Below are 14,745 nucleotides of genomic sequence, written 5' to 3' on the forward strand. Positions count from 1 at the left end.
AAAACCCTTGACTAGAGGTAAGAAAGCGTCCCGTCTGCAGCGCAAATCCCCGGTCCGCGAGCCGGTGCGTCTTTCATGTATTTTTCTCTCTGACGCTAATGCAACTTGTCAATTGATGTGTGTCTACAAACAAAAACTGCGAATGAATTAATCATTCGCAGTTTTTGTTTGAAGTTTTGTAAAAGCCGTAAATGTACCCAACAAAATAAAGTAGAACAGTGTGTACATTTTTAATTCCCAAATATTATAGTACATTCCCGAAACCCCTGTTGAGAACCATAGGGCAATCATGAAGACACCGAAGTTTGTATGGCGCGCTTTCCAGAAGTACCACAGCATACTTAGTAAGAATAGAGCGAAAATCAGTACACCGATTACGCCTGTCTCTGCAATGACCTGAATATATTGATTGTCCGAATAGAAGTACTTGCCTCCGTAAATATCCGAATTGATTCCATAGTGATCATAGATAGGAGAACCGTATGAAAGTGTTGCAGAACCGCCGAATGAACCAAATCCAGTTCCTGTCACCGGATGATCCCCAAAGATCTCAAAACCTTTCTTGATATAGAAAAATCTTCCACTCTCTGTCATCAACGCTAAATTCTTCTCATCAAACGTCTCACCAAAGCGCCCCCCGATACTACCTGGACCTGGCTGGTCGACCTTCATGCCAAACTCTTGCAAATAATGAACAGCTAAGTTGGCTGGATAATAGACCAAAATAATTGAAACTATGCCTGATATCACAAGACGTTTTAAGATATACCATTTCCTCGTCATCACGATGAACACAATGCCGAACGTCACCGCAGAAATCCATGTACCTCTTGAATATGTAAGGACGAGAATCCCTAAGAATAAAACTAATAGAATCCGTAAAGACCATTTGTACTTATTCGCCTGATAGACATGTTGCAAATAAATAACCCCAATAATTCCGAAAAACAGGACCAATGCCAATGAATTCGGATTTCCCGCAAGCCCATAAATACGCACTGCATTCGTTGCGGATAACACCTTGTATTTCCACTCTTCCGGAAGCAATAGTTGCCGTAAGGATAGTTTCTCAATCAGACCATGAATCGACATGACAAGGTTGATCCACACCGTAACCCATGCCAGCTGCATTAACCATTTCTTCGTCAATTCCATCCTAGAGATCGTGTAATACAACAAATACATGATAATGAATGTCCGTATTTGGAAAATAACCGCTGTCGGCGTTACATCATTCAGCAGACCAATAATGGATCCAAATAAAATAAACGCAAAATAAGACCATTCAAACCATTTGAACGTAAATAAAGATCCGATATTTCGTCTGTAACGCAGTAAGGTCCATGCGAATACGACGAAGATAATTAAATCTCCTATTAATTTCAGCCCACTGTTCACTTCGATCAAGAAGGGTCGGATGTTGACGTAAATGACCAAGAAGAGAAGGCTCTGTTGCGGCTGAAGGAATGAAAATATGACAAAAAATAAAGCCGTACCGAGTAATGCTATTTTTGAAGGCAGCAACAAAGCTATGAGCATAACTGCTACTGCAATCAGTATTGTAACCGTAGATTGTTTTTCCAATCGCTGTATCCATTTATTCATTCGATTATAAATCCCTTTCTACACATGCTTGTTCCTTGTTGCATTATATCACTTTCTTGGACGTAATGGTGCAAGCTTTCGTTGCATCTTTTCGAATTAATTCAAAGTCCCCTGTCTAAGTCAAAATTATAGGAGCAAATGCATCTTAACCGAGCACAGTTGATGACAGCTCCGGACGGACGCTTTCTACAGGAGTCGCCGCCCTCCGGAAAGCGTACCGTCTGGAGCGAAAATCTTCTCTATGTAAACTTCCCCAATTTTAGGAAACCCATCTATTACTGGAGAAGTGTAATTATAGCAACAACCAAATCGTTTCTTTTATATACTATTAATCTCTCAATATGTCAAAAGCAACTTACTAATGTTAGCACTTTCTGTTACAATAGTGGAAGATTTATAGAGGGGGTTTTAAATTGAAACGATGGGTCACACTGTTTACGCTTCTACTTTTAGTAGTTTCTCCGTTTTTCACTTCAGTTGCAAGCGCCAATGATTATAAAGGGCATCAAATGAAAGAGGAACTTTCATATTGGGTCAATAAGGGTGTAATTCAAACCGATGCAAAAGGCAATGTATCTCCGGATCGCGCGGTGACAAGAGGTGAATTTGCTTCTTATTTAGCACGTTCTCTTGAACTGCCTGCGTCTACGAAATATACATTTAAGGATTTGAAAGCAAATACATCACGTACGATTGAAATCCAAAATGCAGCAGGCGCTGGAATTTTAGGCGGTTATCCTGACGGCTCATTCAAACCGAACCAGCAGATCACTCGCCAGCAAATGGCTGGAATGATCTTCAAAGCGTTCCGTTATCTTGATATTCCGGTCAATACAAAACTGGTTCAGTTTAAAGACAGCAAGAAAATCTCTCCGAACTTTGTCGATGCTGTTTCCGCCGCTTCGAACTTAAACATCATTCGAGGAGATCAAGGCTACTTTAAGCCAACAAATAATGCAACCATTGGACATGCTTCCGCATTTTTGTTCAGAATGTTTGCGGTAACGGATTCGTCAAAACCTTCAGTTCCTACTCCCCCCGCCAACGGGAATGTAGATCCCGAAGTGTATAAAATCAGTTCAGTTACAAATGGTCAGCTGAATCCAACAAACCAGTCGTTTTTAAAATTCGAGGATGCATTAGCAGCTTATAATGCGTCCTCTTCTGTTCAGACGATTTCTCAAAACAATGTGATTATTAAAATGAAGTCAGGACAAGTATTTGCTTCGGAAAACCCTAAGCAATATACATCATTATATAGTGATTCGGCTTTGAAAAAAGAGGTCACATACGTCCAAAAAGGATTTGAATTGGACTATGTAGGCAGCAGTGAAAATCACGTGATCGTTGAGTTAGGCGGCTACAAATATTATGCGAAACACGCAGAAGTCGACCTCGTGCCAACTCAGCTTTCAGCAGGCTCCAGCTACTATAAAGTATCGAATGACGGTTTATTGGTTCATTATCCATATTACCGGACATATGATTCGAAGACTAAGAAATATACGGGTAAATACGCAGAGTATACAGTAGGACCTGTTGCTTCTTCTGCTTTGAAAAAAGGACAAACCTACACAAGTAATGACGGCGTGCACTTTAAAGAGCGCGGTAGTCAGACCGTTGTGAAGTATTATCCATACTTCCAGTTCCAATCTGTTCGTCAGCCTTCTTCTTATTCAGGTACAGACTTGGAGCGATTCATTAAGTCCGCATTAGAAAGCCGCGAAAAAACAGGTATTGCGCGCTATAAAAATGCGACGACCAAGTCAAAGTTAATTGGTCTTGGATCTTATATTAAATCTACAGAAAAACTGCACCAAGTAAACGCTATGTTCATCTTGGCGACAGCCATCCATGAAAGTGATTATGGAATGAGTGCAAATGCGCAAAACAAAAATAATATTTTCGGTATTCGAGTATTCGACTCTTCTCCGGACAAAGGAGAAGTTTATCAAGACCCTACCAAAAGTATTGATGCGTTTATAGGCCGTTATATCAACTTGAACTATGCAAATCCTTTCGGTGCTTATGCGAACGGCGCTGCACCAGGAAATAAAGCAGTTGGATTTAATATGAAATACGCTTCCGATCCTTTTTGGGGCAGTAAAATCGCCGGCCATATGTGGAGAATTGATCAGTATCTAGGCAATAAAGATGCGAATCAAGCAGAGCTGGCTTTCATTTCATTTACCGGCACTGCCGATGTCAATATTCGGACAAGCCCGGAAGTGCGTAATTCTAGCAATATCTTGTTCTCCTACAAATCAAAACATCCAGGCGAACTGACAGCATTCGGTTATCCTTTAGTCATTGTGGACCGTACACATAGTTCGGACGGATACGTCTGGTATAAAGTGCTGGCAGATACGAATCCTGATTATAAAAAGCCAAGTGAACCATATGGCTGGATTCGTTCCGACTTAGTTACCTTAGTTAAATAAACAGCAAAACACCATCTCCGCGTCATGGGAGATGGTGTTTTTTACTTAAAGCGCGTCTGTATGTTCTGCTCCTGCAGGTAACAAGTTCGACATATTGATTCGTTCAAGACCTTCTTTAATTTTCGTTGTGTAGCCTTTTTTATTTTTATTCAGATAGCCAGCTTTTGATTTGATCATGCGCTCAAATACCGGCAATTTTGTTTTGTCTACTGCAGACCACTTTTCATAGGAATGAATTAAATCTTCCAGTGTTAAATGTGTATAGTCTCTTCCTGCAAACTGAGCGTTTGGATCGCGTTTGTACCAAATATCCCCGTCAGAACGAATCCACTTCTTCTCTTCCAGCTGGATCGCCTTTTCAATTGCACTCGCTGTCTGTAGATAGATCGGATCTTTGAACTCTTGATAAGCCATAAGTAAGATATTCATCCCACCAAGCAAATGATTCATAGACGTATGCGTGCGCACTTGCTGTTTCGCTGGGAAATAGTCCGGAATATAATAAGCACTTTTCGTTAACGCGCTGACATTACCTTTTTTCTGCTGCTGAACCAATAAATTTGCATAGTTGCGTAAACCTTCATTGTAATCTTTATGCCCAAACGCTTTTCCTCCATTGTAAAGGAATAATGCAATTTGTTCATTGAAACGCGTATCGACAAATGGGGCAGTGAAGTTATACAAGTTCTTTAAATAAGTGCTTGTCACTTCTGTCTCCCAATATGTTTTATTCCCTCTAAAAATCGTTAAGTTCGCAAATGAATTATGCAAAAGATCTTCGTAATACCGTTCTTGCGTTTGATTGTACAGCAGCATAACACGGTCTTCTTTCACTAACAATAAGTTGCGGCCATATCCTCTTCCTGAAGCCGGCATTGGTTCGATCGTTGTCGCCATTTTATTATACGGACCGTTTGCGGTATACCATTTATTTCGTTTTTTATAATTGATTATTGACTCATGCATCCAAGCATCCATTCGTTGGTTGCTCGAGAATAGTTTTTCAGCTGATGATAAATACCACTGATCTACAATATCATAGCCGCGAGAATATAATTCATAGACGGTCACGCGATTTGGTCCCATTACAATATTGCTGTGTGCTATTTTTTCATCATGCAATTCACGTGTCTGACTTAATGCACCATTCGGATATTTCATTTCCAAATCACGTGAACGATAGGATTTCGCAATCATCTGTTGTCCAGTTCCTTGATCCGATACAGTTTCAAGCACTCCAATTGGGGAGGTTGCAATATCGAATCCAAAGGTGTCATCAATATCTTTTTTCATTGGATATTTACTGTAGGGTTCTAAGCGATTTTCCTTTATTCCCTTTTCAATCTGTACCAGATCCACACGAATCGGCAGTCGCTGAGGGTTTCGTAATTCTGTAAATACGAAGTAATCTCCATTCGGCAGTTCTCGCTTTGTCACCGTGACGCGAGTCGATTTCATCCCGCTTACGCCGTATATATACACATGATCCGTTGCATGCGCATAAGGCTGTACACGCTTTGTGACAAGCTGAAGATAATGATTGGAACGTAAGAAAGTTTTGTCTTCATTTGTTAACGGCACTTCTACAAACTGCTGTTCAAAACGGATCGGATCAAAATCCCCAATTGTTTTTGGTTTATTGAACGTAATAGGACTCTCTTTTTCCAACATGCCTGCCTGGATCATTGCTCTATGTAAGAACACAACAAAGGATGCCCTATTCACAGGTGATTTCGGATCAAACGACCCATCTTCTTTACCTGTAGTGATTCCATGCTGCATTAGGACTTTTACGCCATACTTATGAGATTCACTAATTTTGTTATCATCTGTAAACCGCACATCTTCTCCGGTGTCTTCCAATTTAAATGCCCGTACAATGACACTTGCCATTTGTTCCCGTGTCAATTGGTCACCGGTTCCAAATGTGCCATCCGGTTTCCCTCCAAATATGCCTTCTTGATACGTAGCCATCGCTCCCCGTAGATGGGATGATTTTGGGCTGACATCTTTGAATACTGGCTGATAGGGCGCTTCCGGCAATTTCAAGGCACCTGCTAATAAATTGGCAGCTTGACCACGCATAATACTTACGCTTGGTCTGAACTGGAGGTCAGGATAGCCATTAATAATCCCTTCTTCAACCAATTGCGTCACTTCGTCTTTAGCCCAGAAATCATTGTGCACATCAGAGAAGCGCTGATCTTGTATTTCCGCACTCACATAAAGCTGTGGCAAACTGATATAGATCAACAGCGCAAATAGTAAAGGAATGAAAATAATATTTTTTTTCATTTTAGGTGAGGTCACCATCTTTTTAAATCAACTCCATTCACTGCTTTCATTATAGTAGTATGTATATACCTCCAACAATTATAGCATAATGCGACAGTTGTTTCGTCCGTTATCCATAAAACGCGTAAAATAGACTAGTAAAAGGAAATAAAAACTATCCATGGCTATGAAAGCGATGGATAGTCTTTATTATGCCTGTTGTTTTTCATATGCGGCAATATGGTCTTCATATTGGATCGTCAATGAAATTTCATCCCAGCCGTTTAATAGCATCTTTTTGTAATATGGGTCAATGTCAAAACGATAGACTTTTCCATTTTCTCCCGTCACCGTTTGATCTTCAAGGCTTACCGTCAATTGGTAAGCTGCTTCTTTCCCTTTAGCCAAAAGCTCGTCTATTTCAGCAACCGATAGTTCGATTGGCAAGATGCCGTTTTTAAAGCAGTTGTTGTGGAATATGTCAGCAAAGCTTGGTGCGATGACAACACGGAAACCGTAGTCTAAAATTGCCCATGGCGCGTGTTCACGAGACGAACCGCAACCGAAGTTTTCATGAGCCACAAGGATAGTAGAACCTTGATAGCGCGGATCATTCAATACAAAGTTCTCGTTTTTTGTACCATCTGGATTGAAGCGCCAGTGATAAAATAAAAACTCTCCAAATCCCGTACGTTCGATTCGCTTCAAAAATTCTTTAGAAATAATTTGGTCTGTATCTACGTTATTTTTATCTAATGGAGTGAGTACACTCTCTACTATATTAATTGGTTCCATCTGAATCCCCTCCTCAATTATGCACAGCGGCTTTTACGTCCCGAACGTCTACAAAGTGTCCAGCAACTGCAGCGGCTGCAGCCATCGATGGGCTGACTAGATGTGTACGAGCGCCTGCGCCTTGGCGGCCTTCAAAGTTACGATTCGATGTAGATGCACATCGTTCACCAGCTGGTACAACATCGTCATTCATTGCTAAACACATGCTGCAACCAGATTCTCTCCATTCAAACCCTGCATCAATAAAGATTTGAGACAATCCAATATCTTCAGCTTGTTTTTTGACTGTGCGCGACCCAGGCACGACAATCGCAGTCACAGACGGATGAACATGTTTACCTTCAATGACATCTGCAGCTGCCTGTAAATCACTTAGACGAGCATTCGTACAGGAACCGATGAATACATGCTGGATATCGATCGACGTTAACGGCATACCTTCTTCCAATCCCATATATTCGAGAGCAGAACGAAGAGCGGACTTTTCCGTTTCTGTTTTATAGTCTGCAGCGGATGGAATACTTGCCGAAATTCCGGAACCCATCGACGGGTTGGTCCCCCATGTCACAAATGGTTCAATTTCATCCGCATTGATTTCCAACACTTGATCAAACTGTGCACCTTCATCCGTATTCAATGCGATCCAGCGCTCTGCCGCCTTTTCAAATTCTTCTCCTTGAGGAGCGTAACGTCGTCCACGCAAGTATTCAATCGTAGTTTCATCCGGGCCGATCAAGCCTGCTTTAGCCCCGGCTTCGATTGACATATTACAAATCGTCATGCGCTCTTCCATAGACAATGACCGAATCGCTTCTCCTGTATATTCCACGATGTGACCTGTTCCGACATCGATTCCAAACTTCGCAATGATCGCTAAAATGATATCTTTTGCGGTAACGCCAAAACCCAGCTTACCTGTCACACGAATTTCCATCGTCTTTGGTTTATTTTGCCACAAGGTTTGTGTAGACAATACATGCTCTACTTCACTTGTGCCGATGCCAAAAGCAATTGCTCCGAACGCACCATGTGTAGATGTATGGCTATCACCGCAGACAATTGTTTTTCCAGGTTGCGTCAATCCAAGTTCTGGTCCGATAATATGCACGATCCCTTGGTCTGGGTGTTCCATATGAGCTAACTGTACGCCGAACTCTTCACAGTTCTTCTCTAAAGTCGTAATTTGTTTTTTTGCAATTGGATCATTTATAGTCGGTAAATTCTTTGTCGGGACATTATGATCCATCGTCGCAAAGCAAAGATCCGGGCGGCGCACTTTACGATTTGCTAAGCGCAAGCCTTCAAATGCTTGTGGTGAAGTTACTTCATGCAGCAAGTGAAGATCAATGTAAAGCAAATCGGGTTTCCCTTCTTCTTCGTATACAATATGCTGGTCCCATATTTTTTCTATAATTGTTTTTGCCATAATCGTTTCTCCTTCCAAGCCATGCCCTTAAAAATTTGTTACATCTAGTTCCAAGCACCAGCCCCTCAGGTCGTTTCAGAATGACAGTAAAGGCAAAGAACGCCTTTATTACCGGTCTTCCAACGCCTGTCGAGGCTATACGGTGCATTCCACTTTTGATACTTAGATGTAAGAATACATAATACTGTTAGAAACGAACTGAAGATCTAATTCGTCTACAATTTTATCTGTCCATTCTTTCGTAGATAAGGCACGTTGATCTTTACCAGCTAAATCTGCTGTAAAATGTCCTTCTTCAAAAACTGTATTGACTGCTTTCTCTACTGCCGCAGCTTCTGTTTCCAGTCCGAATGAATATTTCAACATCATCGCGACGGAAAGAATGGCTGCCGCTGGATTGGCTACACCTTGACCGGCTACGTCTGGTGCTGAACCGTGTACTGGTTCATATAAACCTAAGCCGTCTGAACGAACACTTGCTGAAGGTAATAACCCAAGTGAGCCTGTTATGACCGAGGCTTCATCACTCAAAATATCTCCGAACATATTCTCTGTGATAATGACATCAAAGACTGACGGGTTCGTGATCAATTTCATCGCCGCAGAGTCTACCAATTGATGTTCCACTTCAATATCAGGATAATCCGCTTTCTTCTCTTCCACAATTTTTCTCCAGAGCTTACTGGACTCGAGTACATTCGCTTTGTCCACAGAAGTTACTTTGCCTTTACGTAAGCGGGCAAGCTCGAAACCTTTGTCGACAATACGTTCGATTTCTTCACGTGTATACACGAGTGTATCTACTGCAGATTGATCTGTATGCCGGCTCGGTTTTCCAAAGTACAGTCCCCCAGTTAATTCCCGGACAATCAGCATATCCACTTCTTTGACGATCTCTTCTTTTAAAGGAGAAGCATGGATTAAAGAAGGAACAGCTGCAACGGGACGAAGGTTCGCAAATAGATCAAAATGTTTACGGATCGCAAGCAATCCTTTTTCCGGCCGTAACTCAGACGGATTTTGATCCCATTTCGGACCACCCACAGCTCCGAGGAGAATGGCGTCACTTGACTCACATAATTCAATTGTTTCTTTAGGAAGCGGATTATTTTTTTCATCAATAGCGGCTCCGCCAATCAATCCATACTCAGTATGGAACGTATGGTTAAAGCGTCTGCCAACCACTTCCAGCACTCGAACAGCCTCTGCCATTACCTCTGGTCCTATGCCGTCGCCGGGCAATACTGCTACTCTCTTTTCCATAGAACTTCTCCTCCTTGATCAATCTCGTATCACTCGATCGAATACTCTATCCATTATTTTTAAAAAGTCAGTTAGTTACCTCTTGTTTACGCAATCTTTCACGTACCAGTTGGCGGTTGATCGCGTTTAAGTAAGCTTTAGCAGATGCTTCAAGAACATCCTGTGCTACGTCGCGTCCTTTTAGTTCTAAGCCGTTATAGCTTAAGTTCACTACAGCTTCGCCTAATGCATCACGGCCTTTGCCGATGGATGTTACGCGGTAATCTAAAATTAACACTTCACCTTTAATGACCAGTTCCAGTGCATTAAAGATTGATTCAACTGAACCTGCACCAGTCGTTGCCACCGTAACAGTTTCTCCACTTGGTACAGTAGCCGTCACTGTTGCTGTTGGTATATTAGATGTACCATACTGCACTTGGACGTTATGCAATTCGTAAATCGGTGTATCCGTATCTTGCAATTGCTGTCCAGTGAAAAGTACAAAGAGATCATCTTCTGTGATTTCTTTTTTGCGGTCTGCCAGCTTCTTGAAATCGATAAATGCTTCATTTAATTGTTTCTCTGTTAAATCAAAGCCCATCCTAACGGCGCGATCTTTAAATGCATGGCGTCCAGAGTGCTTTCCAAGGGCAAGCGGCATATCACTTTCGCCAATTAATTCAGGCGTAATGATCTCATATGTTTGGCGATTTTTCAGCATGCCATCCTGGTGTATTCCAGATTCATGTGCGAATGCATTCTTACCGACAACAGCTTTATTCGGTTGAATCATCACTCCTGTCAAACGACTGACAAGCTGACTGGAACGCTTAATTTCCTGCAAGTTAATACTTGTATCCATATTGTAGAAGTCTTTACGGATATGCAGAGCGACCGCAATTTCTTCCAATGAAGCATTCCCTGCACGCTCGCCAATCCCATTAATCGTACACTCTACTTGATCTGCTCCATTTTCAACCGCCGCGATGGAGTTGGCAACTGCCATTCCAAGATCATCGTGACAATGTGCGGAAAGTTTTACCTTTTCCACTCCTGTCACATTCTCTTTCAAATACTTGAAAAGAGCACCGTATTCTTGGGGAGTGGCATAGCCGACCGTATCAGGAATGTTAATCGTTGTAGCACCTGCCGCAATGACCTGATTAATGATTCGCACGAGGTATTCTGGTTCTGAACGGAAAGCATCTTCCGCTGACCATTGAACGAGAGGGAAATACTGTTTTGCATACTTCACTGCATCCACTGCAATATTGACTACTTCATCCGGAGTTTTTTTCAACTTATACTCCATATGGATAGGTGATGTTGCTAAGAATACATGGATATGCGGTTGTTCTCCGCCGCGTAATGCTTCCCATGATATATCAATATCGTTCTTCATCGCTCTGGCAAGACCTGTTACTGTTGAGTTTTTTACAGTATTGGCAATGCGCTGAACGGCTTCGAAATCACCTGGGGAAGAAGCAGGAAACCCTGCTTCAATAACTGCTACCCCAAGTTTTTCTAGCTGACGAGCGATCTCTAATTTCTCTACTGTATTTAAATTTATACCTGCAGATTGCTCACCGTCGCGAAGAGTTGTATCGAAAATATCAATTTTTCGCACTCGCTACCACTTCTTCCTCTTTCGATTTAGCTCCTTCGTTGATGAAAGGCATCATAGAACGAAGCTTTTGTCCAACCTGTTCAATTTGGTGATCTGCTTCTGCTTTTTCAATTGCATTGAATTTCGGACGACCGTTTTCATTTTCTTCGATCCATTCCTTAGCGAATTTACCCGATTGGATGTCTGTAAGAATATCTTTCATACGAGCTTTCGTATCTGCATCGACTACACGTGGTCCAGAAACGAAATCTCCCCATTCTGCAGTGTCAGAAATCGAGTAACGCATGCCTGCCATACCGCCCTCATACATCAAATCGACAATTAGTTTCGTTTCATGCAATGTTTCAAAGTATGCAAGTTCAGGTTGGTATCCAGCTTCTACAAGTGTTTCGAATCCAGCTTTTACTAATGAAGTCAAACCACCACAAAGTACTGCTTGCTCTCCGAAAAGGTCTGTAACTGTTTCTTCTTCGAATGTTGTTTCCAGTACTCCACCTCGTGCAGATCCAATACCTTTTGCATATGCAAGTGCAACGTCTTTCGCTTGGCCCGATACGTCTTGGTATACCGCGAATAGTGCTGGAACACCGCCGCCCGCTTCAAATGTTCTGCGTACAAGATGTCCAGGTCCTTTTGGAGCTACTAAGAATACATCTACGTCTGCAGGTGGTTTAATTTCGCCAAAGTGTACGTTGAAACCATGAGCGAATACTAGTGATTTCCCTTTAGTAAGAGCCGGCTCGATTTCTGCCTCGTATACTTGCTTTTGTCTTTCGTCTGGAAGCAAGATCATGATGATATCTGCTTTTTCTGAAGCTTCTTTAACAGATAATGCTTCAAGCCCGTCTGCCTTTGCTTGATCAAATGATTTACCAGCACGAACTCCCACTACTACATCGAAGCCAGAGTCTTTCAAGTTACGAGCGTGTGCGTGACCTTGTGAACCGTATCCGATAATTGCGATTTTTTTACCTTGTAATAGTCCTTCGTTGATATCCTGGTTATAGTACATTTTTGTCATTTTAATTTCCTCCTAAGTGTGTTTGAATTATTGTTTTAAGATTGACAACTGTGGTACTTGAACTTTTTGCATATCACGGGCAAATGCCGTTGCGCCAGTTCTGGTTAATTCTTTGATGCCATATGGTTTCAGCAAATCGATAAAAGCCTCGATTTTATCTGGATCACCCGTTACTTGGTAAGTTACTACATTCTTTCCTGAATCGACAATTGTCGCTCGGAAAGGTTCCACAATACTATTCATTTCAGAACGAATCTGCGGTGGTGAGATCACCTTTACTAAAGCCAGCTCACGCAGCACGATCGCTTTGTCTGTTATATCTTTAACTGTAATAACATCAATCTGCTTTTGCAGTTGTTTTACAAGTTGTTCGATTTTGTTTTCATCTTCTACATGAACTTGAAACGTCATTTTGGATCTGTTCGGCTGTTCAGTAGGACCGACAGTGATACTTTCAATATTGAATTGCCGCTTCATGAGAAGTCCTGTCACTCGGTTTAATACACCGCTTTGGTTGATGACTGTTACTGTAATGATTCGTTTCATTTAGGACTCACCCCAATCATTTCCTGTAAGCCTTTGCCTGGTGCAACCATCGGATAGACATTTTCCAATTGTTTTACCCGACAGTCGATCACAACTGGTTCATCAGACAATAGAGCTTCTTCAAATACTTTTTCTGCTTCTTCCAGCGTCTGAATCCGGTATCCTTTCAGATCGTATGCTTCAGCTAATTTAATAAAGTCTGGCTGTACCGGAATTAGCGACTGGGAATAACGTTCTTCATAAAAAGTTTCTTGCCACTGACGAACCATCCCGAGTGCACCGTTATTTAAGATAATGACTTTAACCGGAATTCGAAGTTCTTGAAGCAACGATAATTCTTGAGCTGTCATCTGAAAGCCTGCATCTCCCACAATTGAGATGACTCGCGCTTCAGGTTTAGCAAGCTGAGCGCCAATTGCTGCCGGGAAGCCGAATCCCATAGTCCCTAGCCCGCCTGAAGTGACCCAATTATCCGGGTTATTCAAGCGATAATATTGAGCCGCCCACATTTGATGTTGACCTACATCTGTCGTAACGATTGCATCCCCTTTTGTTATGCGATGAATGATTTCAAGCGCTTGCTGCGGCAATAGATCATTTTCATCTTCCTTATACCAAAGTGGATATTCGTTCGACATATTTTTCAGATATTCAACCCATCCGTCTGTGTCCGGTGATTTGAAATCCGCATTTATCAACGCAAGTAAAGCTTCCTTCGCATCCGACACAATCGGAATTTCAGTTGGAACATTTTTTCCGATTTCCGCGGGATCAATATCCACGTGTATGACACGGGCATTCGGTAAAAATGAATTCAAATTACCCGTCAGGCGGTCATCGAAGCGGGCACCGATATTCAACAGTACATCACATTCGCTTAATGCATAGTTTGCTGTTGCCGTACCGTGCATTCCTGCCATTCCAAAGAATAATTCATGATCACCATGGATAGAGCCCAATCCCAATAATGTGTTTGTAACTGGGATTCTATGCTTTTCCACCAGTTCTTTCAGTTCTTCTGACCCGCCTGCATGGAGTATGCCTGCTCCCGCAAGAATCATAGGTTTCTTTGCGGTAGAAAGTGCTTGTGCCGCTTTTTGAATTTGCAGATAATTAGGATGCTTAGTCGGCTGATATCCTGGCAAATTCACTTCTTTATTGTCCTTCTCCACCGGTACAAAAATTTCTGTAGCAACATTCTTCGGTATATCCACAACAACTGGTCCCGGTCTTCCCGTAGATGCAATATGAAATGCTTCACGAATAATACGCGGAAGATCTGCTACGTCTTGAACTTGATAGTTATGTTTTGTAATCGGCTGTGTAATTCCGATAATATCTGCTTCCTGGAAAGCGTCGGTTCCAATCACCGTGCTTGCAACCTGGCCTGTGATGACTACCAGTGGCAAAGAATCCATCATGGCATCCGTAATACCTGTTACTAGGTTCGTCGCACCTGGTCCTGATGTTGCAATAACGACTCCAGTTTTTCGAGAAACTCGCGCATAACCTTCTGCAGCGTGAATTGCTCCTTGTTCATGTCGTGCCAAGACATGTGGAATGGGGTCATTATACAAAGCATCATAGATTGGGAGAACTGCCCCTCCGGGATATCCAAAGACCATCTCAACATTTTGTTCTTTTAATAATTGGATCAAGATAGCAGAGCCATCAGCAGGTTTTTTATTGGATTGTTCCCTAGGTTTTGTTGCTACAGCAGTTTGTTCTTCTTTTACTTTAGCACTCATAATGAACTCCTCCTTAC

Annotated in this window: 10 protein-coding genes; 1 reads left to right on the top strand and 9 read right to left on the bottom strand. The window is 42.0% G+C overall.

The window, feature by feature from the left end:
• Nucleotides 1-147: 147 nt before the first annotated feature.
• The gene (locus H7J92_RS03495; protein ID WP_009765908.1) at nt 148-1,605 is read right to left on the bottom strand and encodes an O-antigen ligase family protein; all 1,458 of its coding nucleotides are present in this window, start codon (nt 1,603-1,605) and stop codon (nt 148-150) included.
• Between the two features lie 413 nt (nt 1,606-2,018).
• Between H7J92_RS03495 and H7J92_RS03500 the strand changes: the two genes are divergently transcribed.
• Complete coding sequence (locus tag H7J92_RS03500; RefSeq protein ID WP_246602472.1) at nt 2,019-4,046, top strand: S-layer homology domain-containing protein; 2,028 nt, start codon at nt 2,019-2,021, stop codon at nt 4,044-4,046.
• Nucleotides 4,047-4,091: 45 nt separating this feature from the next.
• Here the strand turns inward: H7J92_RS03500 and H7J92_RS03505 are convergent, their stop codons facing one another.
• The 8 genes from H7J92_RS03505 to ilvB all read right to left on the bottom strand — a co-directional run bounded on the left by H7J92_RS03505 (nt 4,092) and on the right by ilvB (nt 14,728).
• Nucleotides 4,092-6,341 carry an S-layer homology domain-containing protein gene (locus H7J92_RS03505; protein WP_246602482.1) on the bottom strand — a complete coding sequence of 750 codons (2,250 nt, stop codon included), beginning with the start codon at nt 6,339-6,341 and terminating at the stop codon, nt 4,092-4,094.
• Nucleotides 6,342-6,530: 189 nt separating this feature from the next.
• On the bottom strand, nt 6,531-7,115 hold the full coding sequence (leuD, locus tag H7J92_RS03510; RefSeq protein WP_078817216.1) for a 3-isopropylmalate dehydratase small subunit: 585 nt from the start codon (nt 7,113-7,115) through the stop codon (nt 6,531-6,533).
• 13 nt (nt 7,116-7,128) lie between these two features.
• Entirely contained in the window at nt 7,129-8,541 is a 1,413-nt protein-coding gene (gene leuC, locus H7J92_RS03515) for a 3-isopropylmalate dehydratase large subunit (RefSeq protein WP_221835375.1), read from the bottom strand.
• A 162-nt stretch (nt 8,542-8,703) separates the two neighbouring features.
• Entirely contained in the window at nt 8,704-9,804 is a 1,101-nt protein-coding gene (leuB, locus tag H7J92_RS03520; RefSeq protein WP_221835377.1) for a 3-isopropylmalate dehydrogenase, read from the bottom strand.
• Between the two features lie 67 nt (nt 9,805-9,871).
• Nucleotides 9,872-11,413: a 2-isopropylmalate synthase gene (locus H7J92_RS03525; protein ID WP_078817215.1), complete on the bottom strand. Its 1,542-nt coding sequence runs from the start codon at nt 11,411-11,413 to the stop codon at nt 9,872-9,874.
• On the bottom strand, nt 11,400-12,434 hold the full coding sequence (ilvC, locus tag H7J92_RS03530) for a ketol-acid reductoisomerase (protein WP_078817214.1): 1,035 nt from the start codon (nt 12,432-12,434) through the stop codon (nt 11,400-11,402). Before ilvC ends, H7J92_RS03525 begins: the two co-directional genes overlap by 14 nt.
• 27 nt (nt 12,435-12,461) lie before the next feature.
• Nucleotides 12,462-12,980: an acetolactate synthase small subunit gene (ilvN, locus tag H7J92_RS03535; RefSeq protein WP_221835381.1), complete on the bottom strand. Its 519-nt coding sequence runs from the start codon at nt 12,978-12,980 to the stop codon at nt 12,462-12,464.
• A complete protein-coding gene (gene ilvB, locus H7J92_RS03540; protein WP_009765917.1) occupies nt 12,977-14,728 on the bottom strand; it encodes a biosynthetic-type acetolactate synthase large subunit in 1,752 nt (583 codons plus the stop codon). Before ilvB ends, ilvN begins: the two co-directional genes overlap by 4 nt.
• Nucleotides 14,729-14,745 lie beyond the last annotated feature (17 nt).

Source organism: Sporosarcina aquimarina (assembly GCF_019748715.1).
Lineage (GTDB): Bacteria > Bacillota > Bacilli > Bacillales_A > Planococcaceae > Sporosarcina > Sporosarcina newyorkensis.

What these genes read in the sequence shown, in the direction of transcription:
- H7J92_RS03495 (WP_009765908.1), bottom strand. Translation starts at nt 1,605, where the DNA reads ATGAATAAATGGATACAGCGATTGGAAAAACAATCTACGGTTACAATA.
- leuC (WP_221835375.1), bottom strand. Translation starts at nt 8,541, where the DNA reads ATGGCAAAAACAATTATAGAAAAAATATGGGACCAGCATATTGTATAC.
- ilvC (WP_078817214.1), bottom strand. Translation starts at nt 12,434, where the DNA reads ATGACAAAAATGTACTATAACCAGGATATCAACGAAGGACTATTACAA.
- ilvB (WP_009765917.1), bottom strand. Translation starts at nt 14,728, where the DNA reads ATGAGTGCTAAAGTAAAAGAAGAACAAACTGCTGTAGCAACAAAACCT.
- leuB (WP_221835377.1), bottom strand. Translation starts at nt 9,804, where the DNA reads ATGGAAAAGAGAGTAGCAGTATTGCCCGGCGACGGCATAGGACCAGAG.
- H7J92_RS03505 (WP_246602482.1), bottom strand. Translation starts at nt 6,341, where the DNA reads ATGAAAAAAAATATTATTTTCATTCCTTTACTATTTGCGCTGTTGATC.
- ilvN (WP_221835381.1), bottom strand. Translation starts at nt 12,980, where the DNA reads ATGAAACGAATCATTACAGTAACAGTCATCAACCAAAGCGGTGTATTA.
- leuD (WP_078817216.1), bottom strand. Translation starts at nt 7,115, where the DNA reads ATGGAACCAATTAATATAGTAGAGAGTGTACTCACTCCATTAGATAAA.